Genomic DNA, 25,997 nt, shown 5'->3' on the forward strand with positions numbered 1-25,997 from the left:
TCACGGCGTCGCCAGGGTCGCCTGCATGAAGCGCCGGGCGGCTGCCCTCCCCCTGCTCGTGTCGGCCGCCGTGCTGGTCGCGTCCACCTCGTCGGCCGGGTCCGCCGCCCGGCCGGGCGGCGAGCCGGGCATCCAGGCGCAGGTCGGTGAGCTCCCCGCGGCCGCCGCCGCGATCATGTCCCGGCCGGAGTACGACACGGCCCGGTGGCTGTACTCCGTCGCCGAGGCGGACACGGGGCGAGTCGTCCTGGCCGGCCGCGCCGGGGAGCTCGTCTTCACCGCGTCGACGGCGAAGCAGTTCACCGTCGGCACGGCCTACGCGACGCTGGGCACCGACGCCACGCTCACCACGCCGGTGTACGCGACGGCCGAGCCGGTGGGTGGCGTCGTCGCCGGGGACCTGGTGCTGGTGGCGTCCGGCGACCTCACCCTGGGCGGTCGCGGCGCCATGAGCGGCCGGGTGGACCACACGTTCACCGCCGACACGATCGACCACGTCTACGGCGACATCGCCCCGAACGCGGCCCTCGTCCCCGACGACCCGCTGGCCGGCCTGGACGACCTCGCCCGGCAGGTCGCCGCCACCGGCGTCACCGAGGTCGCCGGTGACGTGGTCGTCGACACCCGGCTGTGGGAGACCTTCGACGGCCAGGAGGGACCGGCCCCGTCGATCTACGTCAACGACAACATCCTGGACATCACCGTGACGGCGGCCGGGATCGGTCAGCCCGCCGTCCTCGACCTCCGGCCGCAGACCCGGGCCGTCACCGTGGAGTCGACGGTGACCACCACCGACGCGGCGACGCCGACGTCGCTCACCGTCGCCGCCGACCCGGGCGACCCCACCTCGGTCACGGTCGGCGGCACCATCGCGGCCGGTGAGTCCCAGCTGACCATCCACCGGGTCCCCGACGCCGCCTCCTGGGCACGCACCCTGTTGGTCGAGGCGCTCGGTCGCGCCGGGGTCACGGTCACCTCCCCCGCCGTCGGACCCAACGACCAGGCCGGGTTGCCGCCCGCCGGCTCGTACCCGGCCGGGCAGCGGGTGGCCGCCCTGACCTCCCCGCCGCTGTCGGCGCTCGGCCGGATGATCCTGGAGACCAGCTACAACACCGGGGCCAACGCCCTGATGTGCCTGCTCGCGGTGCACGGCGGGTCGACGGACTGCATCGACGGGCTGGCCGCGGTGCACCACCAGCTGGGCCTGGCCGGCGTCGACACCGACGACGTGGTGCTGTTCGACGGGCAGGGCGCCGACCCGGCGTCGACGACCCCCGAGCAGATGGTCACCTGGCTGAGGTGGGCGCAGACCCAGCCCTGGGGCGAGGAGCTCGCCGCCGGCCAGCCCGTCCTCGGGGTGAGCGGGACGCTGGCCAGCACCGGTCAGGACGGTCCCGCTTCGGGCCGGGTCGCGGCCAAGACGGGGACCAGCGTCGACGTCGACCCCACCACCGGCCGGATCTACTACAAGGTGCAGAGCCTCGCCGGGTACCTCACGACCGAGCGGGGTGAGCGGCTGGTGTTCTCGCTGTCCATGAGCGGGGCCACCTACGCCGACCTGCCGACCGGTCTGTACCAGGCGAACGAGGACGTGGCGGCCGTCGCCGCCGCGTTCCAGCAGGCGCTGTGACCCCGACGGTGCACCCCGGCACGCCCCCCGACACACACCACAGCCACCCGTCCACCCCGGACCGGACACCCCTCGGAAGGTCGACCATGACAGCTGCAGAGCGCTCGTGCGGGTCGCGTCGCCACCGGTCACCCGGTGCACTGGCCACCTCGATCGCGACGGCGACGGCGGTCGCGCTGCTGGTCGTGGCTCCCGCCCAGGCCCAGGCGTCACCGCACTGGGCGTGGTGGCAGGCGGAGGACCCGGCCTACGCCGCGGCGGTCCAGCCCGAACTCCGCCAGCTGATGCGGGACCTGGCGGTCACCGGCGCCGCCGTCCTCGTGCGGTCCCCCGAGCTCGGTGACTGGACCACCACGATGGGCACCCGGACCTGGCACGGCACCGAGCCGGTCACCCTCGCCGACCACGTCCGGATCGGCAGCATCACCAAGACCTGGACCGGGACGGTGGTCCTGCAGCTGGTCGACGAGGGCCGGCTCAGCCTCGACGACCCGGTGTCGACGTACCGGCCGGACGTGCCCAACGGGGACCACATCACCATCGCCCAGTTGCTGGACATGAGCAGCGGGCTGGCCAACTACACCACCGACCTGACGCTGAACGAGCAGCTGGACAGCAACCCCGGCCGGGTGTGGGACCCGGAGGAGCTGCTCGCCATCGGCCTGGCCATGCCGCCGGCCTTCCCCCCGGGCGGGGGCTTCCTCTACTCCAACACCAACTACGTCCTGCTGGGCCTGATCATCGAACAGCTCACCGGGGTCCCGGTGGAGCAGGCCGTCCAGGACCGGGTCCTCGACCCGTTGCGGCTGGACGAGACCTCCTTCCCGGCCCTGACCGACGCATCGATCCCCGAGCCGCACCCGCAGATGTACACGTTCGGCACCAACGTGGAGACCATCGACAGTCTCGTGCTCCCGCCGGAGGTCCAGGCCGCAGCCCGCGCCGGCACCCTCGAGCCGATGGACGTCACCGACACCAACCCCTCCTGGGCGTGGACCGCCGGCGCCGGGATCTCCACCGCCCGCGACCTCGCCGACCACGTGGAGGAACTGGTCGACGGCTGCCTGCTCAGCCCGCAGCTCCAGCAGCAGCGGCTCGACAGCGTCCAGCCGGTGGACCCCGACGATCCGGCCAGCGCCGGCTACGGGCTCGCCCTCGCCCGCTTCGGGCCCCTGTACGGACACACCGGCGAACTCCCCGGCACCAACTCCTTCATGGGCCACGACCCCGTCCGCGACATCACCGTCGTCACCTGGACCTCCACCGCCCCCGCACCCGACGGCACCGACCCCGCCGTCGAACTCGCCAAGGCGGTGGTCGACGAGCTCTACGCCGACTGACCGCCCTGCAGGTGGCGGACGACCTCCTCGAGCTGGCTGGTCGGCGACACGTCGAGGTACTCGCAGTCCTCGAGCGCCTCCGGGGCGTGCCCGGGTGCCCAGTAGAAGGCCTGCCCTGCCTCGTAGGTCGAGTCGCCGTCCGCGGTGTGCATGACCAGCCGGCCGGAGATCATGTACCCCCAGTGCGGGCAGGGGCAGAGGTCGCCCGGGAGGCCGGCCAGGCCCGGCCGGAGGTCTGCTCCGGCCGGCAGCCGGACCCAGGCGACGTTGTTCTCCCCGGCCCGGTCGGTCCGGAACTCCACACCTCCGCCCTCGATGGCCATGGGCAGGTCCGTTCGGTCGATGACGCGCATCTCGTCTCCTCGGTCCGGGTGCCGCGGCGGCACCGGGTCAGGGCTGGATGTTCTGGTTGAGGTGGAACAGGTTGTCCGGGTCGTAGCGCCGCTTCACCTCCCGCAGGCGCGCGTGGTTGGCGCCGTAGTTGGCACCGGCGCGCGGCTGGTCGTCGGCCGAGGCGAAGTTGACGTAGCCGCCCTCCTCGGAGTGCGGCGCGATCGCCGCGTGGTAGTCGCGGACCCAGGCGGTGTTGCGCTCGTTGTCCGCGGGATCGGGCCACATGCCGGCGATCACCGGCGCGAACGAGGCGTCGCGGTGCCCGAACGCCGTGGCGTCGGCCGCCACGTCGTGGACGGCCCCGTTGATCGGGTAGAGGTGCACGGTCGAGTTCACGGTGGGCACCTTCGGCCCGTGCTCCATGTGCGCGGCGATCGCGTCGTCGGTCAGTTCGCGGACGAAGGCGGCCTTCCAGTGGTGCTGCAGCCCCGCAGGCACCAGGCCGTCGAAGGCACTGTTCAGCGCGGCGTAGGGCATCGGGCCGACGTGCTCAGCCACCGGACGGGCGACCTGCCGGAGACCGTCGAGGACCTGCTCCCCCTCCGCCGCGGAGCCGGTCCAGCAGGACACGACGGCGACGAACGGCTCCCCCACCCGGTCCTCCGGCACGAACGGCAACGGCGGCGCGATCTGGAAGGCCGGGAAGCCGCCGTACTCCCGCGGCGCCGTCCGGATGAAGTCCCGGAAGTGGGCAAGGACCGCCGGCCCGTCGGCCAGCTCGAAGAACATCGGCCCGCCGAGGACGGTGGTCACCGGGTGCAACCGGAAGGTGAACCGGGTGACCACGCCGAAGTTCCCGCCACCGCCCTGGAGCGCCCAGAACAGGTCGGGGTGCTCCGAGGCGCTCGCGGTCACGACCGTCCCGTCAGCCGTCACCACCTCCGCCGAGAGCAGGTTGTCGCAGGAGAGCCCGTATCCGCGTGCCAGGTAGCCGATGCCGCCGCCGAGGGTCAGGCCGCCGACGCCGGTGGTGGAGACGATCCCGCCGGTCGTCGCCAGGCCGTGCGCGGCGGTGACGTCGTTGAACCGGCCCCAGGTGGCGCCGCCCCCGACGGTGGCCGTGCGCCTCTCGTCGTCGACGTCCACCGCCTGCATGCCCGACAGGTCCGCCACGACGGCGTCGTCCGCGGTGCCGAAGCCGGGCACACTGTGGCCTCCGCCGCGCACGGCCAACGGACTGCCGCTCTCGGCCGCGCAACGCACGGTCGCCACCACGTCGGCGGTGCCCACGCAGCGGACCACCACCGCGGGGTGCGCGTCGATCATCGCGTTGTAGACGTGCCGGGCCTCCTCGTAGGCCTCGTCCCCCGGCCGGACGACGCGTCCGTCCACCTGTGTCGTCAGGCTGTCGAGTGCTGGCACGGCCATGGCTCCCCCTCGGGGCTGGATGCCGGTGCGCCGCGGGATCGCGGTGTGCACCCGACGCTAGGAGCGGCGGGACGAGGCGCACATGACCAGATGTGCGTGACTGTGTCCGCCGGCCGACCATGGTCAGTTCTGGTCATCGACGCCGGGACCGGGCAGGGCTAGCGTCGGCTCCGTGTCCGGCTGGGCGCCACCACCGCTCCCGGCGCGCTGGTCCGCACCCGCGCGCCCGCCCTTCGTCGGCCGATGGGCCGAGCTCAGCGCCTTCGAGGAGGTCTGGTCGGCGGTCCGGGCCGGGAGCCGGCAGGTGGTCTTCGTGGGTGGGGAGCCGGGTGCCGGGAAGTCCCGGCTGCTGGCCGAGGTGGCGACGACGCTGCACGGACACGGGGCGGCCGTGCTGGTCGGCACGTGCGCGGCGGAGTTCGGGCCGCCCTACCAGCCCTTCGGCGCACCGCTCGAGGCGCTGCTGGGCACCCGGACCGAGCCCCGCCACGCCGAGCGGCTGTCGACCCTGGCCGGACGGGGCCCGCCGGGCGACGCCGACGCGCCCTCCCACGAACACCGGCGGACGCTGTACGACGCGGCGGTGGACGCGGTCTGCGACGTCACCGCCCGCCAGCCGCTGGTCCTGGCGCTGGAGGACCTCCACCTCGCCGGCCCGTCCGCGCTGCAGCTGCTCACCCACCTCGTCGAGCAGACCGCGGACTGCCCGATGCTCGTGCTCGCCACCCACCGCACGACGGCGCCGGACCGTTCCGCCGGCCTGGTCCGCACCGTTGCGCAGCTGCACCGGCTCGACGGCGTCCGTCGACTGGACCTGGCCGGCCTGGCCGCCGAGGACATCGCCGAGTACCTGGTGGCGGAAGGCCGGCTCTCCCCGCGCGCCGCACGGCGGGCCGCGACGGTGCTGCGGGACCAGACCGGTGGGAACCCGTTCTTCCTCCGTGAGCTGGTGCGCGACCACTCCACGCGAGGCGGCCTCCTCCCCGGCACGGCGGCGAGGAAGGCGCCGGCCTCGGTCCGCGACACGATCCTCGACCGGCTGGAGCAGCTGACGGCGCCCGAGCGCCAGACCGTCGAGCTGGCCGCCGTCGTGGGCGAGGACGTCGACGTCGCGACGGTGCTCGCGGCAGCCGAGTGGGGCCGGGAGACCACGCTGGCGGCACTGGACCAGGCCGTCGCGTTCGGACTGCTCGAGCCCGTGCCCCCGACGGACGACGTGCTCAGGTTCCCGCACGCGCTGTCCCGCCAGGCCGTGCTGGACCTGATGCCGGCCTCCCGCCGGCTCAACCTGCACGCGGAGGTCGCGCGTGCAGTCGAGTGCACGGCGCCCGGTTCCGAGCGGCGGACCCAGCAGCTGGCCTTCCACTATGCGCAGTCGCAGGCCCTCGGCCACGCCGGGAAAGCGGTGCAGTACCTCACCGCGGCCGCCCGTGCCGCTGCGCGGAGCCTGGCCCACGAGGACGCCGCTGGTTGGTTCGAACAGGCCGCCGGCCTCGTCGCCGACGGCCCCGAGCGCAGTCGGCTGGTGCTGGCGGCCGCCGACAGCCACCTCCTGGCCGGTGACTTCGCCCGCGCCCGGGCTCTCGCCGAACAGGTGGCCGCCGGGGAGGTGGACGCCGACGCACGGCTGAACGGTGCCGTCCTCTTCGAGGACGCCTCCTGGCGGCCCGGCCTGCCCGGGCACCGGGCGGTGCAGCTGCTGGCCGACGCCCTGGCCGGGATCGAGCCGGACCCGGCCGATCCCGGGTACGTCCGGGGCCTGGCCAGTCTGGGCCGGGCCCTGGCGTTCACCGGCGCCACGGAACAGGCCGGTTCCCTCGGCCGGCGCGCGATCGCGCTGGCCCGGGCCCTCGGGGACGACGGGCTGCTCGCCGACGCGCTGCAGGCCAGCCTCTGGAACGGGCTGCGCCCGCAGGATGCACCGGACAAGTTCGACCGCGCCGGGGAGCTGTCCCGGCTGGCCCACCGGACCGGGGCGATGGGGCACCTGGGCCCGGCGGCCTACTACCGGGGGGTCATCTCCTATCTGCAGGGTGAGCCGGTGGCCCTCGCAGAGGCCCATGACGACCTGATCCGGATGGCCCGGGCCACGGGGCAGACCTTCTTCGACTACATGGCCGGGTGCATGAGCTACGCGCGGCAGTTCGTCGCCGGGGACTTCGCCGCGGCACAGCGCACCTGCGACGTCCTGCTGGACCTGGGCACCTCGTTCGGCAGCGATGACACCGAGGGCCCGTGTGCGGTGCAGAGCTACATGGTCCGCAGGGAGAGCGGGACCGTCGAGCGGGTGCGTGCGCTGATCACCGGCGACGAGCGCCCGGAGGACCACTGGGCGCCCGGCCTGCTGGCCCTCTACACGGAGCTGGAGCTGGCCAGGCCTGCGGCGCGCCTGCTCGCCTGGCTGCTCGACGGCCGCCTGGCCCGGCACCAGGACTCCGCCCAGTGGCCCTGCGTCCTGGTCTACGCGACCGAGGCGGCGCTGTTCCTGGAGGACGAGGGGGCCGCGCGGACGCTGCGGCCGCTGCTGGCCGAGTACACCGGCACGAACCTCGTCGCCGGGCAGTTCGTCGCCGTGTTCGGCAGCGCCGACCGCTACCTCGGTGCCCTGGACTCGTTGCTGGGCGAGGCGGGAGCGGCGGACCTGCTGGCCTCCGCCCTGGGGATGGACGTCCGGATGGACGCGACCCTGCACGAGGTGCACACCCTCGTGGCGCTGGTGGAGCACGCGCGCCGGACCGCCGCGGACCCCCAGCAGCTGGCGGAGCTCACCGGACGGGCCCGGCAGCTGGCCGTACCGCTCGGACTCCGCCGGGCGCTGCGGCTCCTCGGCGGACCGGGGTCACCGGGACCGACGCGATGTCCCGGTGACCTGACACCGCGGGAGACCGAGGTGCTGCGACTGCTCGGCGAGGGCCTGCTCAACCGGGAGATCGCCCAGCGGCTGGTGATCAGCGAGAACACCGCCGCCAACCACGTGCGCAGCATCCTGGCGAAGACCCACTCCGGGAACCGGACGCAGGCAGCCATGTTCGCCGCCGCCCACGGGCTGCTCGACCAGCGGTGAGTGAGGCAACCGGGGCGGTCACAGCGGCGCGGTCGTGCCGTCGGGCCGCACCGTCGCCGCCATCTCGACGATCACGTCGGCCGGGAGCCCGGCGCGGACGGCGGCGCGTCGGATCGCCTCGGCCGAGGGGGCCTCGTAGAGGCAGTACGTCTTGCGCTTGTCGGCGGACAGGAAGGAGTACAGCCACTCGACGCCCTCATCGGCGTTGATCCGGTTGACGCCGTCCACCTCGTCGACGCTGAGTTCCAGGTCGTCGGCGTACCGGCGCTCGATCATGAAGACGGGCATCGGCCGACCCTTCGACGGGGGTGCGACCGTACCCGCCGCAGAGGCGGTGGGACCAGCCTGCGCCCGCCGTTCGTCTGGGGGGGCACGGCGGCTCACCGGCGGTTGGTGCGGCCCGAGAGGGCCCGGGCTCAGACGTCCGCGCGACGCCGTTCGGTCAGCCGCCGCCAGGCCGACCAGATCAGGCCGAGGACCAGGAGCAGGTAGAGCACGATGGTGATCGGGCTGCTCACCAGCACGGCCGGGTCGTTCTGCGAGTTGGCCATCGCATCGCGCAGCGAGTACTCCGCCAGCGGGCCGAGGATCACCGCGATCAGCACCGGGGCGATCGGGATGTCGTAGAGCCGCATCGCCAGCCCGAGCACGCCGATCGCCAGCATGATGACCAGGTCGATGATGCTGGCCCCGGCCGCGTACACACCGAAGGACGCGAAGACCGCGATGCCGGCGTACAGGTAGGACTTCGGCACCCGCAGCAGCTGCGCCCACAGCGGGGCGAACGGCAGGTTCAGCACCAGCAGCACGAGCATCGCCAGGAAGAATCCGGCGAGCAGCGCCCAGACGATGTCGCCACTGCGCTCGAACAGCAGCGGGCCGGGCTGCAGCCCGTACTGCTGGAAGGCGGCCAGGAGCAGCGCGGCGGTGGCCGACGTCGGCAGGCCGAGCGCGAGCAGGGCGCCCATCGCGGTGCCGGCGGTGGCGTTGCCGGCGGCCTCCGGGCCGGCGACGCCCTGGATGGCGCCGCGGCCGAACATCGGCTTGGGGCGCCGGCGGTCCAGCCGGCGCTCGGTGCCGTAGGCCAGGAAGGTCGGCACCTCCGCGCCGCCGGCCGGGATGACGCCGAACGGCACGCCGTACGCCGTCCCGCGCAGCCACGCCGGCAGGGCCGAGCGGAACTCGGCCCGGGACAGCCAGGGCCGCCCGCTGGGGAGCACCGTGTCCTGGTCACCGGGCCCGCCCGCCCGGGCGGCCTGGTGGAACACCTCACCCAGCGCCAGGAGCGCGACGGTGATGACGACGATCGGGATGCCGTCCAGCAGCGCCGGGTAGCCGAAGGAGAACCGCGCCGTCCCGGTCGGCTGGTCGATGCCGACCATGGCCAGCACCAGGCCGATGGCCAGCGCCGCGAGACCGCGGACCGCCGAGTCGGCGACGACGGCGGAGATCGCGATGAAGGCGAGGACGGCGAGCGCGAAGAACTCCGCCGGCCCGAATCTCGTCGCCAGATCGGCGAGGGCCGGTGCGAAGAAGACGACGAGCACGGAGGCGACCACGCCCCCGAGGAAGGCACCGATCGCGGCGGTGGCGAGGGCCTGCGCGGCCCGGCCGTCCAGCGCCATCCGGTGGCCCTCGAAGGTGCTCGCGATCGCCGTCGAGTTCCCCGGGGTGTTCATCAGGATCCCGGAGATCGAGTCGCCGAAGAGGCCACCGAAGTAGATGCCGGTGAACATGATCAGCGCGTTCGTCGGCTCCAGCACGAAGGTCAGCGGCAGCAGGAGGGCGACCGCCATCGCCGAGCCCAGGCCGGGGAGCACCCCGACCGCCGTCCCGAGCAGTGCACCGATCACCACGAACAGCAGCGCGGAGGGGGTGAGGATCGCCGCGAACCCGTCGAACAGGTTGGACAGCTGGTCCACGGCTCAGAACCCCCCGACGAAGCCGGCGGGGAGCGAGATCCCGAGCAGGCCGCTGAACACGATCTGGATGACAGACGCCAGCCCGAGCCCGGCCAGCAGGATCGTCACGTAGCTGCGGTTGCCCAGCGCCATCGCGATGGCGGTGAACAGCAGCGTGGCCGACAGGATCCAGCCGAGCCATGGCAGCACCGCGATGAACACGATCACCCCGCCCACCGCGACCGCGACGGCCGTGGCGTTGACCGCGTCGGGCTCGGCCGCGTCCGCGGCGTCCGGGGATCCGGTGGCCGCCGGCGTCCGGGCCCCGAACACCGGCTCGTACTCCGGCCGGGGCCGGAGGATGTCGACGGCGAGCAGGGCCGCGATCACGAAGCAGATCACCGCGACCGCCCAGGGCATCACGGTCGGGCCGAAGAGCCCGGCGTCCCCGACGACGTCCATCGTGGAGGTGCCGACCACCAGGAAGACGCCGAGCACGACGAGGAACGCCGGGATGACCAGCGCCCCCGCGGACAGGTGGGCGGGCCGCGGGCGACGCCGCGTCGTGCTGCCGGCCGCGGGCTGCCCGGCCTCGCTCACGACAGCTCCAGCTCGTCGAGGAGGGCGTCGATCCGGTCCTGCTCCTGGACGAGGAACTCCTCGAACTCCTCGCCGTAGAGCTCGCTGCGCACCCAGCGGTTCCGGTCGACCGCCTCGGCCCAGGACTCGGTCTGCACCATCTCGCGCGTGATCTGCTCGAGCTCGTCGCGCTCCTCGTCGGTGATCCCGTCGGGGGCGACGAGACCGCGCCAGTTGACCAGGTCGACCTCCGGCAGCCCGAGCTCCTCCATGGTGGGCGCGTCGACCCCCTCCAGGCGCTCGGGGGCCACGACGGCCAGCACCCGCAGCTGGCCGCTCTCGATCAGGTCGCGGAAGTCGTTGTACCCGCTGATCCCGACGCCGACGGTGCCGGCCGCGGTCGACAGCAGGCTGAGGGTGAGCTCCCCGCCACCGGGGTGCGCCGTGTACTGCACCTGCTCGACCGGGATCCCGCTGGCCTGGGCGATCTGCGCGGCCACCATGTGGTCGATCCCGCCGGCCGAGCCGCCGCCGATGGGGAGCGCGGCCGGGTCGGCGGCCCACGCCTGCAGGAAGTCGTCGAAGGTCTCGAACGGCGAGTCCGCCGGGACGGCGATGACCTCGAAGTCCTCGGCCAGGCGGGCGATCGGCGTGGTGTCCTGCAGGTCGATGTCGCCGCCGGCCTGGCTGATCCCGCCGAGCATCACCGTGCCGGTCACCATCATCGTGGTGCCCTCGCCGTCGAGGCCGACCAGTTGGCTGAGCCCGATGGTGCCGCCCGCCCCGGGGATGTTGACCACCTGGACGGTGTTCACGATCGAGTCGGTGCGCATGGCCTGCTGGGCCTCGCGGGCGACGAGGTCCCACCCGCCGCCGGCTCCGGCCGGGGCCACCAGGGTCAGGCTGGAGCGAGCGGCCTGCCCCTCCCCTGACCGGGCGGCATCGGTGAAGGCCGTCAGGGCGAGCGCGGCGACGACCACGCCGCCCAGCGTCGAGAGGATCCGCCTGCGTGGCATGACCAGAGACGGTAGCCCCCGCGGCGCCACCCCGTCCGGGCACTCGGCGGGCGCGCGGGAGCCGTTGCTCCGCCGCTCGGTCCGCGCGCCTAGGGTGGACACCGTCCGTGTGCGGCCTGACCGGGAGCGACATGACGATCTGCGTGGCCTTCTCCTCCAGTCCCGAGGGTGTCGCCGCCCTGGCGCTGGCGGTCCGGGAGTCCCGTCTGCGCCGGGCGCCGCTGGTGGCCCTCGCCACCGCGAAGCAGGAGCGCTTCGACGACGACCACGACCACGAGGGCGACGAGCACGCGCTGCACCGGGAGATCGAGCGGCGGCTGGCCGAGCTCCGGCTCGACGACGACCCCGAGACCCAGGTGCGCGTCATCGACGACGGCGGGGACGCCGCCGAGGCGATCATCGACCTGGCCGCGAGCGTGGACGCCGAACTCCTCGTCCTCGGCGTGAAGCGGCGCAGCCCGATGGGGAAGCTGCTCACCGGCAGCACCGCCCAGCGGATCATCCTGGACTCGCCGATCCCGGTGCTCGTCGCGCACGCGGCCCGCCCGGCGTAGGAGGGGCTCCGCACGACTCCCCGGACCCGGTGACCCGGGCCCTTCCGGTCGCCGACGGGCGGTGAACGGAGGACCGTGGTGCCTCATCGTCGCCCCGGGGCCGGACGGAGGTCGCATGGGACAGGTGCACCTGCTGGCCACGGGCGGCACCATCGCCAGCCGCCAGGGGCCGGACGGGCTCGCGGCGGTCACCCCCGCCGCCGAGCTGCTCGCCTCCGCCGACGCCCCGGCGGGCGTGTCCGTGACGACCAGCGACCTCGGCACCGTCGCCAGCTTCGCCCTCACGACGTCGGACCTGCAGGGCCTGGTGGCCGCGGCCCGCCGCTGTCTCGCGGACGGCGTCGACGGCGTCGTGGTCACCCACGGCACGGACACGATGGAGGAGTCGGCGTACCTCGCCGACCTGGTCCACGACGATCCGCGCCCGATCGTCTTCACCGGAGCGCAACGCCCGTTCGACAGCCCCGCCCCCGACGGTCCGCAGAACCTCGCCGACGCGCTGCGGGTCGCGGGCTCCCCCGCCGCCCGGCACCTCGGGGTCCTGGTGTGCTTCGACGGCCTCGCCTTCGCCGCCCGCGGGGTGCGCAAGGTCGACACCCTGCGCAGCGGTGCCTTCGGGGCTCCCGGGCGAGGGCCGGCGCTCCGGCTGGCCGGGGACGCAGTCCGGCCGCTGGCCCGGCCCGCCCGGCCCGCGCCGCTCCCGCTGGACCTGCGGGCGGAGCTGCCCCGGGTCGACGTCGTCGCGTGTCACCTCGGCGCGGACGCGGCCCTGCTGCACGCCGCGGTCGCCGCCGGCGCCACCGGGCTGGTCCTGCAGGCGCTCGGCGCCGGCAACGTCCCACCGGCGATCGCCGAGGCGACCGAGGACCTGGTCGCCCGCGGGGTCCCCGTCCTCGTCTGCTCCCGGGTGCCGTCCGGTCCCGTCGCACCGCTGTACGCGGCCGGAGGGGCCCGGCTGGCCCGAGGCGGGGCCGTGTTCGCCGGCGACCTGAGCCCGTGGCAGGGGCGGCTGCTGCTGGCTGCGGCCCTCGCCGTCGCTCCCGACGACGCACGGCGGGTGCTGGCCCAGCACCTCGCCGTCTGAGAGCACCGCCCCGGTCCCCAGGGCGGCCTACCCGAAGGAGCGCGACGACGATGAGCAAGGAGATCTTCGTGGCCTTCGGCGTCGACATCGACGCCGTCGGCGGCTGGCTCGGCTCGTACGGCGGGGAGGACTCCCCCGACGACATCTCCCGCGGTGTGTTCGCCGGTGAGGTGGGTGTCCCGCGCATCCTGGAGCTGTTCCGGCGGTACGGCCTGACCCAGACGTTCTTCTGGCCGGGGCACTCGATCGAGACGTTCCCGGAGCAGTTCGACGCCTGCGTCGCCGCCGGGCACGAGATCGGTGTGCACGGCTACAGCCACGAGAACCCGATCGCGATGAGCCGGGAGCAGGAGCAGGCGGTGCTCGACCGCTGCATCGCGCTGATCGAGGAGCGGACCGGGCGGCGTCCCACCGGCTACGTCGCCCCCTGGTGGGAGTTCAGCGGCGTCACCAACGAACTGCTGCTCGAACGCGGCATCAAGTACGACCACTCGCTGATGCACCGGGACTTCGAGCCCTACCACGTCCGGGTGGGCGACACCTGGACGAAGATCGACTACTCGGCGTCGGCGGAGAGCTGGATGGAGCCGCTGGTCCGCGGCGAGGAGACCGACCTGGTCGAGATCCCGGCCAACTGGTACCTCGACGACCTGCCGCCGATGATGTTCGTCAAGTCCAGCCCGAACAGCCACGGCTTCGTGAACCCGCGGGACATCGAGCAGATGTGGCGGGACCAGTTCGACTGGGTGCACCGCGAGATGGACCGCGCGGCCTTCACCATGACCATCCACCCGGACGTCTCCGGACGCCCGCAGGTGCTGCTCATGCTGGAACGGCTCATCGAGCACATCAACGGGCACGAGGGCGTCCGCTGGGCGACCTTCGACCAGATCGCCGACGACTTCCTGAGCCGCTCACCCCGTGGCGGTGGCTCGGCCAGCTGATCGGGGGCGGACCGGTCGGTGAGCGGGTCTCCCTCGCGCACCGACCGGCCGAGCGCCCGTCGCGGCAGCCGGTCAGGCGGACGGCGCGACGAAGACGCAGCTCCCGGCGTGGTCCTGCGGCTCCTGGCAGACGCGACCGGTGTGCAGGTCCGTCATGCCGCAGTGGCCGGCGTCCGCGGCAGAGGAGTCGATGCTCGCGTTGTGCACGTCCAGGCGCTCGGTGTCGGCCGGTTGCGGTGCTGAGCTGGTCATGGGTCCCTCGGATCAGGTGGGGAGGAGGTGGTCCTGGTCACCGGAGGCGCGACTCGCGACGAGACGAGGGCGGAGCCGACCGCGCGAGCATCCCGCACGGCGGGGCGCAGCGACAGGGTCGCCGGACCCTGTTCGAGATCTCCGGCTCGGCGGGCCGGCGCGGTGGCCGAGCACCCGCGACAGGACGGTCACGCGCGCGGCAGGAGACCCCGCCGCAGCTCGTCCATGGCCTGCTCCAGGCTCACCCGAGGCGTCCAGCCCCACGCCCGTGCGCGGTCGGTGATCAGCTGTCCCGTCCAGACCGGTTCGTCGGTCCACTCCGGCGCGATCCCCCACGCCTCGGTCACCGTGCCGAGGTAGTCGTGCCACGTCGCGGGCTCACCCGCGAGGACGACCGGGGTCGTGCCCCCGGCCACGGGGCCCCGATCCGGGTCGTCGGCGGTCGCGATGGCGCCCGTGGCGAGGTCCGCGATCACGGCCGCCAGGTCGTCCACGTGCACCCAGGCGAACGTCTTCGCCGGGTTCGCCCGGCGATCACCGTCGCGCATCGCCTGCGGTCGCAGCGTGTTCCACACCGACGTGTCGCCGGCGCCCATGATCGCCGGCGGGCGGACCAGCACGGTCGTGAGCCCGCCGACCTGCGCCAGCGCCGCGTCGGTGGCCCGCTTGGTGTCCGGGTAGTCGCCGCTCCCCTCGGGCAGGAGGGCGCCGTCCTCGGCCACGTCCCCGACGCCGGCCGAGCGGTCGTACACCCCGGCCGTGGACATGTGCACGAGCCGGGCGACGCCGGCGTCCCGCGCTGCCCGAGCGATCACGGGCGTGCCCTCGACGCCCACCCGGTGCTGGACCTCCCGGGGCGAGCCCATCGGGTGGACCGTCGTGACCACCGCGTCAGCGCCCTGGGTGACCTCGCGGGCGAGCTCCTCGTCGGTGGGGTCGCCGACGGATTCGGTGACCCCGTCGAGCACGGGCGCGCTGCCGGCCCGGCGGACGACCGCGCGCACCTGCGCCGACCGCGCGATGAGCGCCCGGCAGACAGCGGTGCCCACCAGTCCGTTGGCACCGGTCACCACGACGACGGGAGAGGAGGCGACCATGCCGCCCACCCTGCCAGCGACCGCACGACGGCGCTGTCCGGCTGCCCCCCGGTTCGCCCCCGGCTGGCGCGCTACCGTCGAGCATCAGGAGACTGATGGTCAGACCACCGCGAGGACAGCGGTCCGGCCCTTCCCCCCGAACCAGGAGGTCGTCGTGAGCAAGCCCGACAGTGCAGGACCGGCACCGGTCGCGACCGGGGTGGACGACGCGCTCCTGGCCGGCCTCCGGCGCTGGAACCTCGCGTTGACCGTGCTGCACGCCGCCCAGGCCGTCGCCGTCCTGCTGCTGGCCAGCAGCTTCGCCATCACCGTGACGACGTCCTTCCCGACCGGTCCGCCCGGCACGGCGGTGCCGGCGCCGGAACCCCTGGTCGACATCGGCGTGGGGGTGGCCATCGCGGTCTTCCTCGCCCTGGCCGCGGTGGACCACCTGCTGACCGGCACCGTGCTCCGCCGGCGCTACGAGGACGACCTGCGCGGCGGCATCAACCGGTTCCGCTGGTCGGAGTACTCGATCAGCTCGACCATCATGGTGCTGCTGATCTGCACCTACACCGGCATCACCGGGCTCAGCGCGCTGATCGGCATCGCCGGGGCGAACGTCGCGATGATCCTGTTCGGCTGGTTGCAGGAGCGGATGAACCCGCCCGGCCGCACCCGCACGACGATGCTGCCGTTCTGGTTCGGGTGCATCGCCGGGGCCGCGCCCTGGGTGGCGATCACCGCCAACATCGTCGGCGCCGCCCAGCTCCCGGGCTTCGTCATCGGGATCTTCGTGTCGCTGTTCGCCTTCTTCATGAGCTTCGCGGTCAACCAGTGGCTGCAGTACCGGGAGATCGGCCCGTGGCGCAGCTACGCGTACGGCGAGAAGGCCTACCTGGTGCTGAGCCTGGTCGCCAAGAGCGTGCTCGCCTGGCAGGTCTTCGCCGGCTCGCTGGCCACCTGACGCCGGCGTGTGCGGTCGGGTCCCGCATCCGCCGGGCGGACTCAGCGGCGGCGCCTCGGCTGCAGGACCTCCCCGGTCCGGACGAGGTGCTCGGCGACGTCGCGCAGCTTCCGGTTGGTCGCCTGCGAGACGTGGGCCAGGTACTGGAAGGCCTGGTCCGCGGTCAGCTGCTGCCGCTCCATGAGGATGCCCTTGGCCTGGTCGATGACGGACCGGGACCGGAGCGCCACGTCCAGGTTCTCCGCGATGTCGCGAGCGGTCTCGTGGGCGTGCATGTTGCTGATCGCGAGCGCCGCACTGCGGGTGAACCTGGCGGCGGCCGTCCGGGCGTCCTCGTCGAAGGCGCCCGCCTCGGTGGCGTAGACGTTCATCCCCCCGTGCAGCCCGTCCATCGGCAGGGGCAGCGACAAGGAGCTGAGGCTCCCTCGTTGCACTGCCCGGGCCGTGTGTCCCGGCCATCGGGTGTCGCTCCGGGCGTCGGTGATCTCGACGAGCTCGCCGCTGACAGCCGCGTGCAGGCAGGGTCCGTGGCCCCGCGCGTACTGGTCTCGTCGCTGGGGGCCAGTCCCCCGGCGTCGACACGCGCGGGGTGCCCAGCTGAGGTGCGCCGATGTCTGATGCACCCAGGCCGTCGGGACGCGCTCCCGAGACGGTCCGACGGTACCGCCGCGGGAGGTCACGTGCCGCCGCGCGATCCGCCGGCACTGCCCGGCGCCGCGACTCACCGAAGGCCGGCCGGGGAGGGGCCCGCGAGGTGAGGGCGGCCCCACCGGCAAGGCTCAACCGATGGAGCCTGACCCCGGGCCCGCTGTTCTGGAGCGTCGCTGGCTGTCCGCGACCGTACGCCTGGATCGGCCTGCCCGGGGACGTCTGGTGCGCCGAGGTCCACCGAGAGGTCCGGTCCCCCGCCGGGTGCCGGCGGTGATCAGCCGGTCATGAAGCCGCTCTCGTAGGCGGCGATGACCGCCTGCGTGCGGTCGCGCGCCCGGAGCTTGAGCAGCACGCTGCTGACGTGGGTCTTCACCGTCTCGCGGCTGAGGAACAGCTCGGTGGCGATCTCGGCGTTGGACAGCCCGCCCGCCACCAGCCGCAGCACGTCGGCCTCGCGACCGGTCAGCTCCGGCAGGGCGGCCGCCCCCCGTGCGCGGGACGGTGCGTGCGAGGCGATCAGCCGCCTGGTCAGGTCCGGGAGCACCAGTGACGTCCCCCGGGCGACGACCCGGATGGCGTCGACGAGCTCCTCGGGGTCCGACCGCTTCAGCGCGAACCCGCTCGCCCCCGCCTGCAGCGAGCGGAACAGGTAGTCGTCGTCCTCGAACGTGGTCAGGACCAGCACGCGGGGGCGCTGTGCGTCCCGGGCGACGAGCTCCGCGGTCGCCGCGATGCCGTCCATGTCGGGCATGCGGACGTCCATGAGGACGACGTCCGGGTCGGTGTCGGCGGCGACGGCCAGCGCCTCCCGACCGGTGCCGGCGTCGCCCACCACGATCATGTCCGGCTCGCTCTCCAGGATGACCCGCAGCCCGGACCGGACGAGCACGTCGTCGTCCACGAGCAGCAGCCGCACGGCGTTCACCCGGCGCCCGACAGCGGCAGGGTGACGCACAGCTCGAACCCGCCGGAGGGCGTGTGCTCGGCGCTGAGCGTCCCGCCGGCAGCGACCGCCCGCTCCCGGAGGCCCGCCAGCCCGCGTCCGCCGCCGGGCCCCGGGCGGCCGTCGAGCTGGACGACCCCCTCGTTGCACACCCGGACGACGAGGGCGCCCTCGCTGCGGACGACCTGGGCGACCGTCAACGGCGTGCCCGCGTGCCGCAGCACGTTCGTCGTCCCCTCCTGGACCACCCGGTAGGCCAGCTCCTGGAGCTCGGCCGGCACGTCGTCGACGTCGCCGTCGACCACGAGGGCGACGGGGAGGCCGCCGTCGCGGAGACCGGCGAGCAGGTCCTCGAGGTCGTCGAGCGACGGCGCGGCGAACGGGACCGGGTCCCGGCCCCCGTCCTCCGCCCGGAGCACGGTGAGCACCCGGTCGAGCTCCGCGAGCGCGGCCCGGGTGTTGGTCTCGATGTGCCCGAGCGCCTGCCGCGCGAAGTCCGGCTGCAGCGGCCGGTCGCCTGCCGGGGTCAGCGTCCGGCGGGCGGCGGTGGCCTGCAGCAGGCTGGCGGTCAGCGCGTGGCCGATGGTGTCGTGCAGGTCGCGGGCCAGCTTGGTCCGGTCGGCCAGCCGTCGGGTGCGCTGCTGCAGCGCGGCGATCCGCTGCTCGGGCGCGGTGCCGAGCAGCCGTGGCGCCACGGAGGCCGACAGCCGCACCAGCAGGTCGACCACGGCCAGGGTGAGCACGACGTCGGCGACCATCAGCGCGAGCAGCGGGAGTGCGTTGAGCGGGTTCCACTCGGGGTCCCAGCCGAGCGCGACGAAGAGGGCGGCACCGAAGAGGAGGGCGGCGGACGTGGCGACGCCGAAGAGCAGGCGTGCCCCCAGCCAGCCCAGGGCACGCCAGGTGTCGGGCGCGAGCACCAGCCGGCGGAGCTTGCGGACGACGCCACGCTGGTCGCGGACCCGCTCACCCTCGGGGATGTCGACCCCGAGCAGGCGGCGGGCCAGTCGGCGCTCCAGGCCGGCCAGCCCGCGGGTCACCGCGAGCACCAGCAGGACGAGCAGGATCCCGACGCCGTAGACGATGGCCACCACCGAACCGATGAGCCCCAGGTACAGCAACAGGTACAGCACACCCAGGGGCACGCTCGCCAGCGCGTAGAGGGCCCGGCCGCGCCACCCCGGGCGGGCGGCGAGCAGCAGCTCCCGCAGTCGGGTGGCGATCCCGGTCGCCGAGCGCGGGGAGGGCGTCGGGGGCACGGCTCGATCCTGGCCCACCGCCGCGCCCGGCGACTCCCCCTCCGGCGCCCCGCTCCCCTCCCCCACGCGGGGGAACCCGGTCGGCACCGCGGGGTGATCCGCCCGGGCCGGCCGCACCGACACGCTCCGTGTCATGACTGCACCCCTCCCGCGGCGGCGACGCCGGCACACCCCCGACGGGCCGCGACCATGATCCAGGTGCGTGGCCTCACCAAGGAGTACGGCACCAGGTCCAGGCTGCGTGGGGCCGGCGTGGTCCGGGCCGTCGACGACCTGACCTTCGACGTCCAGCCGGGCAAGGTGACCGGCTTCCTCGGCCCGAACGGCGCGGGCAAGTCGACGACGATGCGGATGGTCCTCGGCCTCGACCGGCCCACCGCCGGCTCCGCCCTGGTGACCGGCCGCCGGTTCGCCGAACTGGCCGAGCCGCTCCGGGTGGCCGGTGCGCTGCTCGACGCCGCCGCGGTGCACCCCGGCCGCAACGGCCGCGACCACCTGCGGGTCGCCGCCCGCACGCACGGCATCCCGCTGCGCCGGGTGGACGACGTCATCGACCAGGTGGGGCTCGGCCCGGCGGCGCGGCGGCGGGTGCGCGGCTACTCCCTGGGCATGCGCCAGCGGCTCGGCATCGCCACCGCGCTGATCGGGGACCCCGCCGTCCTGCTGTTCGACGAGCCGATGAACGGCCTGGACCTCGACGGCGTCCGGTGGGTCCGCCGGCTGGTGCGCGAGCTCGCCGACGAGGGCCGGACCGTCCTGCTGTCCAGCCACCTGATGAGCGAGATGGAGCAGACGGCCGACCACCTGGTGATCATCGGCCGCGGCCGGCTGATCGCCGACGCCTCGATGCAGGAGGTGATGCGCCGGGAGGACGCGCAGCGGCAGGTCCGGGTCCGGACCCCCGCCCCCGGCGAGCTCGCCGGCGCGCTGAAGCGCCGTCGGCTGCAGGTGCACCCCACCGACGACGGCGACCTGCTGGTCGAGGGCGCGACGGCCGAGACCGTCGGCGACGTCGCGCTCGCACTCGGCGTGGCGGTGCACCGGCTGACCGAGGAGCACTCCTCGCTCGAGCAGGTCTACCTCGACCTCACCGGTGACACCGTCCAGTACCGGGTCGCCCGTGCACCCGAGCCGGCCGAGCTGGTGCGGCGATGACCGCGGCGCAGGCCACCGACCGGACGACGGCGGCGGGCCCGGAGCCGGGGACGGCGACCCTCCTCGCCCGCACCGCCGCCGCCGAGTGGCTGCGGCTGCGCACGGTGCGGTCGACGTGGTGGTGCCTGCTCGCCGCGGCGGTGACCGTCGTGGGCATCGGGGCGACCGCGGCCTTCGACGAGGCGACCGGACCGGACACCCCGTCGGCGGCGCTGCCGGCCACCCTCGCCGGTGAGTTCGGGGTGCTGCTCGGCCAGTTCGGGCTGCTGGTGCTCGCCCTGGTCGCCGTCACGCAGGAGCACGCCAGCGGTTCGATCGGCCCGACCCTGCAGTGGACGCCGCGCCGCGGGGTGCTGCTGGCCGCCCGGGTCACCGTGCCGGTCGTGGTGGCCACGGTGGCCGGGGTGCTCCTCGCGCTGGTCACCGACGTCGCCGCCTGGCTCATCGCACCGCAGCTGACCCTCTCGGCCACCGAGCTGGCCGGCAGCCTGGGTCGGGTCGCGGCGGTGCTGGCCGCCGGCAGCGTGCTGGCCGTCGGGGTCGGCCTGCTGCTGCGCAGCACTGCGGGCGCGCTGGCCACGGTCTTCCTGCTCCAGCTGGTCCTGCCCGCCCTGCTGCCCGGGTTCGGCGTCGAGTGGATGGCCGACCTCGGTGAGCTGCTGCCGGGTACGGGGGCCGTCTGGACCCTGCTGGGCGAGCCGGACATGACGGCAGCCCAGGCGGCGGCGCTGCTGGTCGGCTGGTCCGCCACCGCCCTGGCGGCGGGCGGCTGGTCGCTGCTGCGCCGGGACGCCTCGTAGGTCGGGTCGGGTCAGGCGGGTGGGCCGTCGGCGTCGTCCGGGTCTTCCTCGGGCTCGAACGTGCCGCCGGCCTCCTCCGACAGACCCAGCTCCACGCCGGGCGCGTCCTCCTCCGGTGTCGGGCCGGCATCCGGCTGGCCGGCGTCGGGGCCCGGTGCATCGGGGTTGGTCACGGCGGTCCTCCTCCTGTCGTCCCGGCTGTCCGGCCGGCCGTCATCGGTCCCCGCGTCGGGGGGCCAGGCCGGGGTCGTCCGCGCCTGGTCGCTCCGGGCGGCCGAGGACGTCGTGCACCACGCCCGCGCTGCCCCCGCCACGCCGTTCCACCTCCGCGGCGGCCAGGATCAGGCCGCCCGGCAGGTACTCGATGCCGGTGGCCGCACCGAGCTCCTCCACGACGGTGAACTCGTGCCCGAGCGCCTCGAGCTCGGGCCCGTACGCCTCGATGAAGGCCGGTTCCGCGCTCACCGTGGTGGTGTTCCGCTGGCTCGCCCGGGGGGCGGCGATCGCCTCGGCGAGGTCCATGTCCCGGTCGATGCGGTTCACCAGGGTCTGCAGCACCGTGGTGATGATCGTGCTGCCGCCCGGCGAGCCGAGGCCGAGCACCGGTTCGCCGTCCTGCAGCACGATCGTCGGCGCCATGCTGCTGCGCGGCCGCTTGCCCGGGGCCGGCAGGTTCGGCTCGGGCTGGGTGGGATCGGCCGCCGCGAAGGTGAAGTCGGTGAGCTCGTTGTTGAGGATGAACCCGCGGCCGGGCACCGTGATCCCGCTGCCGCCGGTCTGCTCGATGGTCAGCGTGTAGCTGGCGATGTTCCCCTCGGCGTCGCCGACCGTGAGGTGCGTGGTGGACGGGCCCTCGGGGCCCTCCGCCACCGTGGGCTCCCCCTCCACCGGGCACGGGCCGTACTCGCCGTCCGGGTCCCCGGCGGTCGTCGGCTTGGCCAGGGCCACCGCCGGGTCGATCGCGCACGCCCGCTCACCGGCGAAGCCGTCGGAGAGCAGCTCGGCGAGCGGCACCTGGCTGTACGCCGGGTCGCCGACGTAGGCGTTGCGGTCGGCGAAGGCCAGCGCGCTGGCCTCGAGGTAGTGGTGCAGCACCGGCACGGCGGGCAGTGCGCCGAGCGGGTACCCCTCCAGGATGTTCAGCGCCTCCGCGACGGTCGAGCCGCCGCTGGACGGCGGGGCCATGCCGTAGACCTCGAGTCCCCGGTAGTCGATCCGGGTGGGCTCGCGCAGCGGGGCGTCGTACAGCGACAGGTCGACCGCCTCGAGCAGACCCGGGCGGACCTCGGCCGCGCCTGCCGCCTCGGGCGGGTCCTGGACGGTCTGCACGACCTCTTCGGCCAGCTCGCCGACGTAGAACGGGTCCACGCCCTCGTCGGCGAGGAGGCGGTAGGTCTCCGCCAGGTCGGGGTTGGTGAAGGTGGACCCCACCTCGGGCAGGGCGCCTCCCGGCAGGAACAGCTCGGCGGTCGGTTCGAAGCGGCGGAACTTCTCCTCGTTCTCCGCGGTCTGCTGCTGGAACGTCTCGTCGACGACGAAGCCCTTCTCCGCCAGCTGGATCGCGCCCTGCAGCGTGTCCGACAGCGACCAGGTGCCGAACTCCTCCAGCGCCGTCGCCCAGGTGCGCGGCGTCCCCGGCGTGCCCACCGACAGCCCGCTCTGCACCGCCTCGGCGAACGGGAGGGGTTCACCGGCCTCGTCGAGGAAGGCGTCGGCGCCCATCGCGAGCGGCGCGGTCTCCCGGCCGTCGATCGTGGTGACCGCCCCCGTGTCGGCGTCGTAGTAGAGGAAGAACCCGCCACCGCCGACCCCGGCCGAGTAGGGCTCGGTCACGCCCAGCGCGGCCGCCGTGGCGACGGCGGCGTCCGCGGCGTTGCCGCCGGCGGCCAGCACCTCCAGGCCCACCCGGGTGGCGTCGGGGTCGACGGTGGCGACCGCGCCGCCGGTACCGACCGCCAGTGCACGTTTCTCCGTCACGGGCTCGGGCGGAGCGGCGCTCGCCGGCCCCCCGGCCACGAGGGCGCCGGCGGTCAGCGCGGTCAGGGCGACCAGGGTGGTACGTGGACGCGACATGGAGACTCCTCGGGCGTCATCGATGCGCAGGGACACATCGGACACCTCCGGAGCTCCTCGCGCCACCCCATCGGCGAGCACCGGCCTCGGCTCCCGCGGGGCGCGCCGACGAGTGCTGCACTGCGGTGAGCGATGAGTTCCGCGCAGCCACCGAGTCGAGGAGCTGACAGCGACCGATGCGACAGGAGGCCCTCGTGCCCGTCACCACCCGGCAGGCCCTGTGGGCGGCCGCCCACGCCGAACGCGCCGCCCTGGCCGGCGACCTGGCCGAGCTGGACGAGGCGCAGTGGTCCGCGCCGTCACTGTGCGGGCGGTGGAGCGTCGAGGAGGTCGTGGCCCATCTGAGCGCAGCGGCCAGCACCGGGCGGGCGCGCTGGCTGATGAGCATGATCGGCGCGCGGTTCGACGCCGACGTGCACAACGACCGCCGCCTGGCCGAGCACCGCGGCGGCACGCCCGCCGAGACGCTGCAGCGCTTTCGCACGGTCGGTGACAGCACCACCGCCCCCAGCGGGCACACCGCCGCCTGGCTCGGCGAGGTCGTGGTCCACGCCCAGGACGTTCGCCGCCCGCTCGGTCTGCCCGGCCAGCCCCCGGTGCCCGTGGTCACCGAGGTCGCCCGCTTCTACGCCGCCCGGGACTTCGCCGTGAACAGCCGCACCGCCGCCGACGGCCTGCGGCTGCAGGCCGACGACGGGCCCTTCGCCGCGGGCGCGGGTCCCCTGGTCACCGGCACGACCCTGGCTCTGACGATGGCCATGGCCGGACGCGCGGCGTTCTGCGAGGAGCTGACCGGCCCCGGCGTGCCCGTGCTGCGCGACCGCTGCGCGCACTCCTGAGCCACCCGGGTGGCCGGACACGGGCGGCCGGCTGGGCCCTCATCCCCCGGCCGCCGCCCGCTGGCCGGCGTGTGGCCGGCCCGCCCGCCGGTCGAGCAGTGCGACCACGGCCATGTGCGGCACCGTGAGGCCCAGCAGGACGGCCAGGGCACCGGCGGTCCAGTCGGGCCGCTGGGCGCTGAGCACCAGCAACGCGATGCCGGTGAGGGCCACCCCGGTGGGAGCCGCGGCCGCGGCGGCGTAGCGGCGCAGCGGCGCCCCGAGCCGGCCGGCGGCGAGGTCGTCGGCGTTGCGCGGGTCGAGCACGAGCAGGCGGCCGATGTGCCGCACCGCGTGCCAGCCACCGAAGTAGACCCCGAACGCGGCAGCCGGCGGCGCGAGCGCGAAGAGCGCGGCCAGCACGCCGGCCTCGGCCGCCCACCCGGGCCGGCCCCGCGCCAGCGCGCCGAGCACCGTGCCGAGCAACGCCAGGCCGACGACCGCGAGCGCGACCTGCCGGACGCCAGGGGTCAGCAGGGCCGGCAGCTCCGGGGCCAGCGCCGCCAGCACCCGGTCCGCCTCGTCGGGCCACCGCGCGAGCGGGACCGCGACGGGGAGCCCGCCCAGGCCCACCACCGGTGCGACGTCCCGCAGGGCGGGCCGCCAGGGGGTTCCCGACCGCTCGGCCTCGAACGCCACCTCGCCCATGCCGAAGTGCACCGCGGAGACGGCGAACAGCAGCAGCAGGCTCACCACCGGCGCCACGAGGAGGGCGCCCAGCGCCACCAGGGCCGCGGCGGCATAGCCGGTGAGCACCCCGGGCCGCAGCATCCGCCCCGGGCGGCCGGCCACCCAGTCCGGGACCAGGTGGTCGACCGCCCCGTGCGGCAACCCGACCAGCACCCCGGCGGCCAGGATCCCCAGCGCCCACGCCGAGAGCTGCTCGGGCAGCAGCAGGGCCGCCGCGACGGCCGCGCCGACGACCCCGACCGACAGCCGGGTCGTCAGCGCGGTCACCCGCCGCGGCGCCTCTGCCGTCACGACGCCGTCCGGCGGATCAGGCGGCCCGGCCGGGAGCAGCCACCTCGGTGATGCCACCGCGGGGCATGGTGACGTCGGAGGCGACGGCCTCGTCGTGGCCCTCGTGCTTGCTCACCTTGCGGGCGATGACCGCCAGCAGGATCCCGTAGACCACCTTCGACGTGACGTCGGCGACGGTGTAGGTGATCTGCCGGGCGACCACGCCGTCGGCGGAGTCCCAGATCGCCGGCATCAGGTAGGCACCGGGGTAGAGCATCCAGGAGACCAGCAGCAGCCACCACACGGCCTTGACCAGCGGGCGCACCTCAGCCGGCAGCCGGCCGACGTTGCCGTACACGGTGCGGTACACCAGCGCCAGGATGACCAGGAAGAAGACCGTGCTGATCGACCCCCAGACCCAGAAGGGGGCGCTGCGCTCGACCTCGTAGAACTGGCCGACGTAGCCGGTGTAGACCATCCCCAGCCCGGCGACGGTGAACATGATCCAGCCGCGACGGAAGGCGGCGCCGGTCACCCCGAGCACGATCAGCATCTGCAGGAGCAGCACCGGGACGTCGATCGACCAGTTCATGTACCGGTAGCCGTTGGAGAACAACGCGTCCGTCTGGCTGAACGCCTCGCCGTCCCAGCGGAAGGCGCTCTCCCACTTCTGGGAGATGACCAGCAGCTCCAGGAACGCCGACACCATCACGACCGCGGACAGGGTCGAGGAGAGCTGGTACCTCGGCAGGGAGTTCTTGCTGGTGAGCACGAAGTACACCAGCCCGGCCGCCATCGCGGCGTAGCCGACGGTGAAGACGTGGGACACGATCGTGTACTGGAAGAAGTCGTAGGTGAAGGTGTTCTCGACGTTCACGCGGTCTCCTGTCGGATTGCGGCCTCGTGCCTCTGCTCGATCACGGACGAGCAGTTCTTCCCCCACCGGCAGCGCGGTGGATGCAGTGGTCGGCGCCCGAGCTGACCCGGACGCCGGGCCGACCGGCCGGACGCTCGAGAACGGTCACCACCCAGGGGGGTCCTCACCGGCCAGTCGCATAGGCAGGTGGTCCAGGTCGCCGTCGCGGTCGGGCAGTTCGGCGGCCAGCGCCT

General features: G+C 74.3%; 25 protein-coding genes. 10 read left to right on the forward strand and 15 right to left on the reverse strand.

Features of this window, described 5'->3' with window-relative positions; all coding sequences use genetic code 11:
* Nucleotides 1-25 precede the first annotated feature (25 nt).
* Together dacB and O2V61_RS17250 are read left to right on the forward strand one after the other, a co-directional pair.
* Entirely contained in the window at nt 26-1,630 is a 1,605-nt protein-coding gene (dacB, locus tag O2V61_RS17245; RefSeq protein ID WP_269184497.1) for a D-alanyl-D-alanine carboxypeptidase/D-alanyl-D-alanine endopeptidase, read from the forward strand.
* Between the two features lie 86 nt (nt 1,631-1,716).
* A complete protein-coding gene (locus tag O2V61_RS17250; protein ID WP_269184498.1) occupies nt 1,717-2,970 on the forward strand; it encodes a serine hydrolase domain-containing protein in 1,254 nt (417 codons plus the stop codon).
* Here O2V61_RS17250 and O2V61_RS17255 read toward each other — a convergent pair.
* Nucleotides 2,958-3,323, reverse strand: a complete 366-nt coding sequence (locus O2V61_RS17255; protein WP_269184499.1) for a hypothetical protein — start codon at nt 3,321-3,323, stop codon at nt 2,958-2,960. The genes O2V61_RS17250 and O2V61_RS17255 overlap by 13 nt on opposite strands.
* Nucleotides 3,324-3,360: 37 nt before the next feature.
* Nucleotides 3,361-4,731, reverse strand: a complete 1,371-nt coding sequence (locus O2V61_RS17260) for an FAD-binding oxidoreductase (RefSeq protein WP_269184500.1) — start codon at nt 4,729-4,731, stop codon at nt 3,361-3,363.
* Between the two features lie 172 nt (nt 4,732-4,903).
* On the opposite strand from O2V61_RS17260, the gene O2V61_RS17265 reads away from it, so the two are divergent.
* Nucleotides 4,904-7,795 (forward strand): helix-turn-helix transcriptional regulator, encoded by a 2,892-nt coding sequence (locus tag O2V61_RS17265; protein WP_269184501.1) that lies wholly within the window; start codon nt 4,904-4,906, stop codon nt 7,793-7,795.
* 18 nt (nt 7,796-7,813) lie between these two features.
* Here O2V61_RS17265 and O2V61_RS17270 read toward each other — a convergent pair whose 3' ends face one another.
* From O2V61_RS17270 to O2V61_RS17285, 4 genes are all read right to left on the reverse strand, one after another.
* Nucleotides 7,814-8,083, reverse strand: coding sequence for a DUF4242 domain-containing protein (locus O2V61_RS17270; RefSeq protein ID WP_269184502.1), 270 nt, complete (start codon nt 8,081-8,083; stop codon nt 7,814-7,816).
* A 128-nt stretch (nt 8,084-8,211) separates the two neighbouring features.
* On the reverse strand, nt 8,212-9,717 hold the full coding sequence (locus O2V61_RS17275) for a tripartite tricarboxylate transporter permease (RefSeq protein WP_269184503.1): 1,506 nt from the start codon (nt 9,715-9,717) through the stop codon (nt 8,212-8,214).
* 3 nt (nt 9,718-9,720) lie between these two features.
* Entirely contained in the window at nt 9,721-10,296 is a 576-nt protein-coding gene (locus O2V61_RS17280; RefSeq protein WP_269184504.1) for a tripartite tricarboxylate transporter TctB family protein, read from the reverse strand.
* Nucleotides 10,293-11,291: a Bug family tripartite tricarboxylate transporter substrate binding protein gene (locus O2V61_RS17285; RefSeq protein ID WP_269184505.1), complete on the reverse strand. Its 999-nt coding sequence runs from the start codon at nt 11,289-11,291 to the stop codon at nt 10,293-10,295. Before O2V61_RS17285 ends, O2V61_RS17280 begins: the two co-directional genes overlap by 4 nt.
* A gap of 131 nt (nt 11,292-11,422) precedes the next feature.
* On the opposite strand from O2V61_RS17285, the gene O2V61_RS17290 reads away from it, so the two are divergent.
* The 3 genes from O2V61_RS17290 (at nt 11,423) to O2V61_RS17300 (ending at nt 13,873) form a co-directional block, all read left to right on the forward strand.
* Nucleotides 11,423-11,845 carry a universal stress protein gene (locus O2V61_RS17290; RefSeq protein WP_269184506.1) on the forward strand — a complete coding sequence of 141 codons (423 nt, stop codon included), beginning with the start codon at nt 11,423-11,425 and terminating at the stop codon, nt 11,843-11,845.
* A 115-nt stretch (nt 11,846-11,960) separates the two neighbouring features.
* Nucleotides 11,961-12,929 (forward strand): asparaginase, encoded by a 969-nt coding sequence (locus tag O2V61_RS17295; protein ID WP_269184507.1) that lies wholly within the window; start codon nt 11,961-11,963, stop codon nt 12,927-12,929.
* A 50-nt stretch (nt 12,930-12,979) separates the two neighbouring features.
* The gene (locus O2V61_RS17300; RefSeq protein ID WP_269184508.1) at nt 12,980-13,873 is read left to right on the forward strand and encodes a polysaccharide deacetylase family protein; all 894 of its coding nucleotides are present in this window, start codon (nt 12,980-12,982) and stop codon (nt 13,871-13,873) included.
* Between the two features lie 72 nt (nt 13,874-13,945).
* Here the strand turns inward: O2V61_RS17300 and O2V61_RS17305 are convergent, their stop codons facing one another.
* Nucleotides 13,946-14,125 (reverse strand): hypothetical protein, encoded by a 180-nt coding sequence (locus tag O2V61_RS17305; protein WP_269184509.1) that lies wholly within the window; start codon nt 14,123-14,125, stop codon nt 13,946-13,948.
* 188 nt (nt 14,126-14,313) lie between these two features.
* Nucleotides 14,314-15,222 carry an NAD-dependent epimerase/dehydratase family protein gene (locus O2V61_RS17310; RefSeq protein WP_269184510.1) on the reverse strand — a complete coding sequence of 303 codons (909 nt, stop codon included), beginning with the start codon at nt 15,220-15,222 and terminating at the stop codon, nt 14,314-14,316.
* Nucleotides 15,223-15,376: 154 nt separating this feature from the next.
* Between O2V61_RS17310 and heR the strand changes: the two genes are divergently transcribed.
* Complete coding sequence (gene heR / locus O2V61_RS17315; RefSeq protein ID WP_269184511.1) at nt 15,377-16,168, forward strand: heliorhodopsin HeR; 792 nt, start codon at nt 15,377-15,379, stop codon at nt 16,166-16,168.
* Between the two features lie 41 nt (nt 16,169-16,209).
* Here the strand turns inward: heR and O2V61_RS17320 are convergent, their stop codons facing one another.
* From O2V61_RS17320 to O2V61_RS17330, 3 genes are all read right to left on the reverse strand, one after another.
* Nucleotides 16,210-16,938 (reverse strand): ANTAR domain-containing response regulator, encoded by a 729-nt coding sequence (locus O2V61_RS17320; RefSeq protein WP_331254234.1) that lies wholly within the window; start codon nt 16,936-16,938, stop codon nt 16,210-16,212.
* Nucleotides 16,939-17,093: 155 nt separating this feature from the next.
* The gene (locus O2V61_RS17325; RefSeq protein ID WP_331254235.1) at nt 17,094-17,735 is read right to left on the reverse strand and encodes a response regulator transcription factor; all 642 of its coding nucleotides are present in this window, start codon (nt 17,733-17,735) and stop codon (nt 17,094-17,096) included.
* Nucleotides 17,736-17,740: 5 nt separating this feature from the next.
* Nucleotides 17,741-19,021 (reverse strand): sensor histidine kinase, encoded by a 1,281-nt coding sequence (locus O2V61_RS17330; protein WP_269184514.1) that lies wholly within the window; start codon nt 19,019-19,021, stop codon nt 17,741-17,743.
* Nucleotides 19,022-19,210: 189 nt separating this feature from the next.
* Here O2V61_RS17330 and O2V61_RS17335 point away from each other — a divergent pair, with 189 nt between their 5' ends.
* Together O2V61_RS17335 and O2V61_RS17340 are read left to right on the forward strand one after the other, a co-directional pair.
* A complete protein-coding gene (locus O2V61_RS17335) occupies nt 19,211-20,176 on the forward strand; it encodes an ABC transporter ATP-binding protein (RefSeq protein ID WP_269184515.1) in 966 nt (321 codons plus the stop codon).
* On the forward strand, nt 20,173-20,976 hold the full coding sequence (locus tag O2V61_RS17340; protein ID WP_269184516.1) for a hypothetical protein: 804 nt from the start codon (nt 20,173-20,175) through the stop codon (nt 20,974-20,976). The genes O2V61_RS17335 and O2V61_RS17340 overlap by 4 nt, the downstream gene beginning before the upstream one ends.
* 11 nt (nt 20,977-20,987) lie before the next feature.
* Here the strand turns inward: O2V61_RS17340 and O2V61_RS17345 are convergent, their stop codons facing one another.
* Together O2V61_RS17345 and ggt are read right to left on the reverse strand one after the other, a co-directional pair.
* A complete protein-coding gene (locus tag O2V61_RS17345) occupies nt 20,988-21,149 on the reverse strand; it encodes a hypothetical protein (protein ID WP_269184517.1) in 162 nt (53 codons plus the stop codon).
* Between the two features lie 40 nt (nt 21,150-21,189).
* On the reverse strand, nt 21,190-23,049 hold the full coding sequence (gene ggt / locus O2V61_RS17350) for a gamma-glutamyltransferase (protein ID WP_269184518.1): 1,860 nt from the start codon (nt 23,047-23,049) through the stop codon (nt 21,190-21,192).
* Nucleotides 23,050-23,243: 194 nt separating this feature from the next.
* On the opposite strand from ggt, the gene O2V61_RS17355 reads away from it, so the two are divergent.
* The gene (locus tag O2V61_RS17355) at nt 23,244-23,888 is read left to right on the forward strand and encodes a maleylpyruvate isomerase family mycothiol-dependent enzyme (RefSeq protein WP_269184519.1); all 645 of its coding nucleotides are present in this window, start codon (nt 23,244-23,246) and stop codon (nt 23,886-23,888) included.
* A 39-nt stretch (nt 23,889-23,927) separates the two neighbouring features.
* On the opposite strand, the gene O2V61_RS17360 is transcribed toward O2V61_RS17355, so the two are convergent.
* Nucleotides 23,928-24,965, reverse strand: coding sequence for a Brp/Blh family beta-carotene 15,15'-dioxygenase (locus tag O2V61_RS17360; protein ID WP_269184520.1), 1,038 nt, complete (start codon nt 24,963-24,965; stop codon nt 23,928-23,930).
* Nucleotides 24,925-25,764, reverse strand: coding sequence for a bacteriorhodopsin (locus O2V61_RS17365; RefSeq protein WP_269184521.1), 840 nt, complete (start codon nt 25,762-25,764; stop codon nt 24,925-24,927). The genes O2V61_RS17360 and O2V61_RS17365 overlap by 41 nt, the downstream gene beginning before the upstream one ends.
* Nucleotides 25,765-25,997 lie beyond the last annotated feature (233 nt).

The sequence above is a fragment of the Modestobacter sp. VKM Ac-2985 genome (assembly GCF_026967925.1).
Taxonomy (GTDB): domain Bacteria; phylum Actinomycetota; class Actinomycetes; order Mycobacteriales; family Geodermatophilaceae; genus Modestobacter.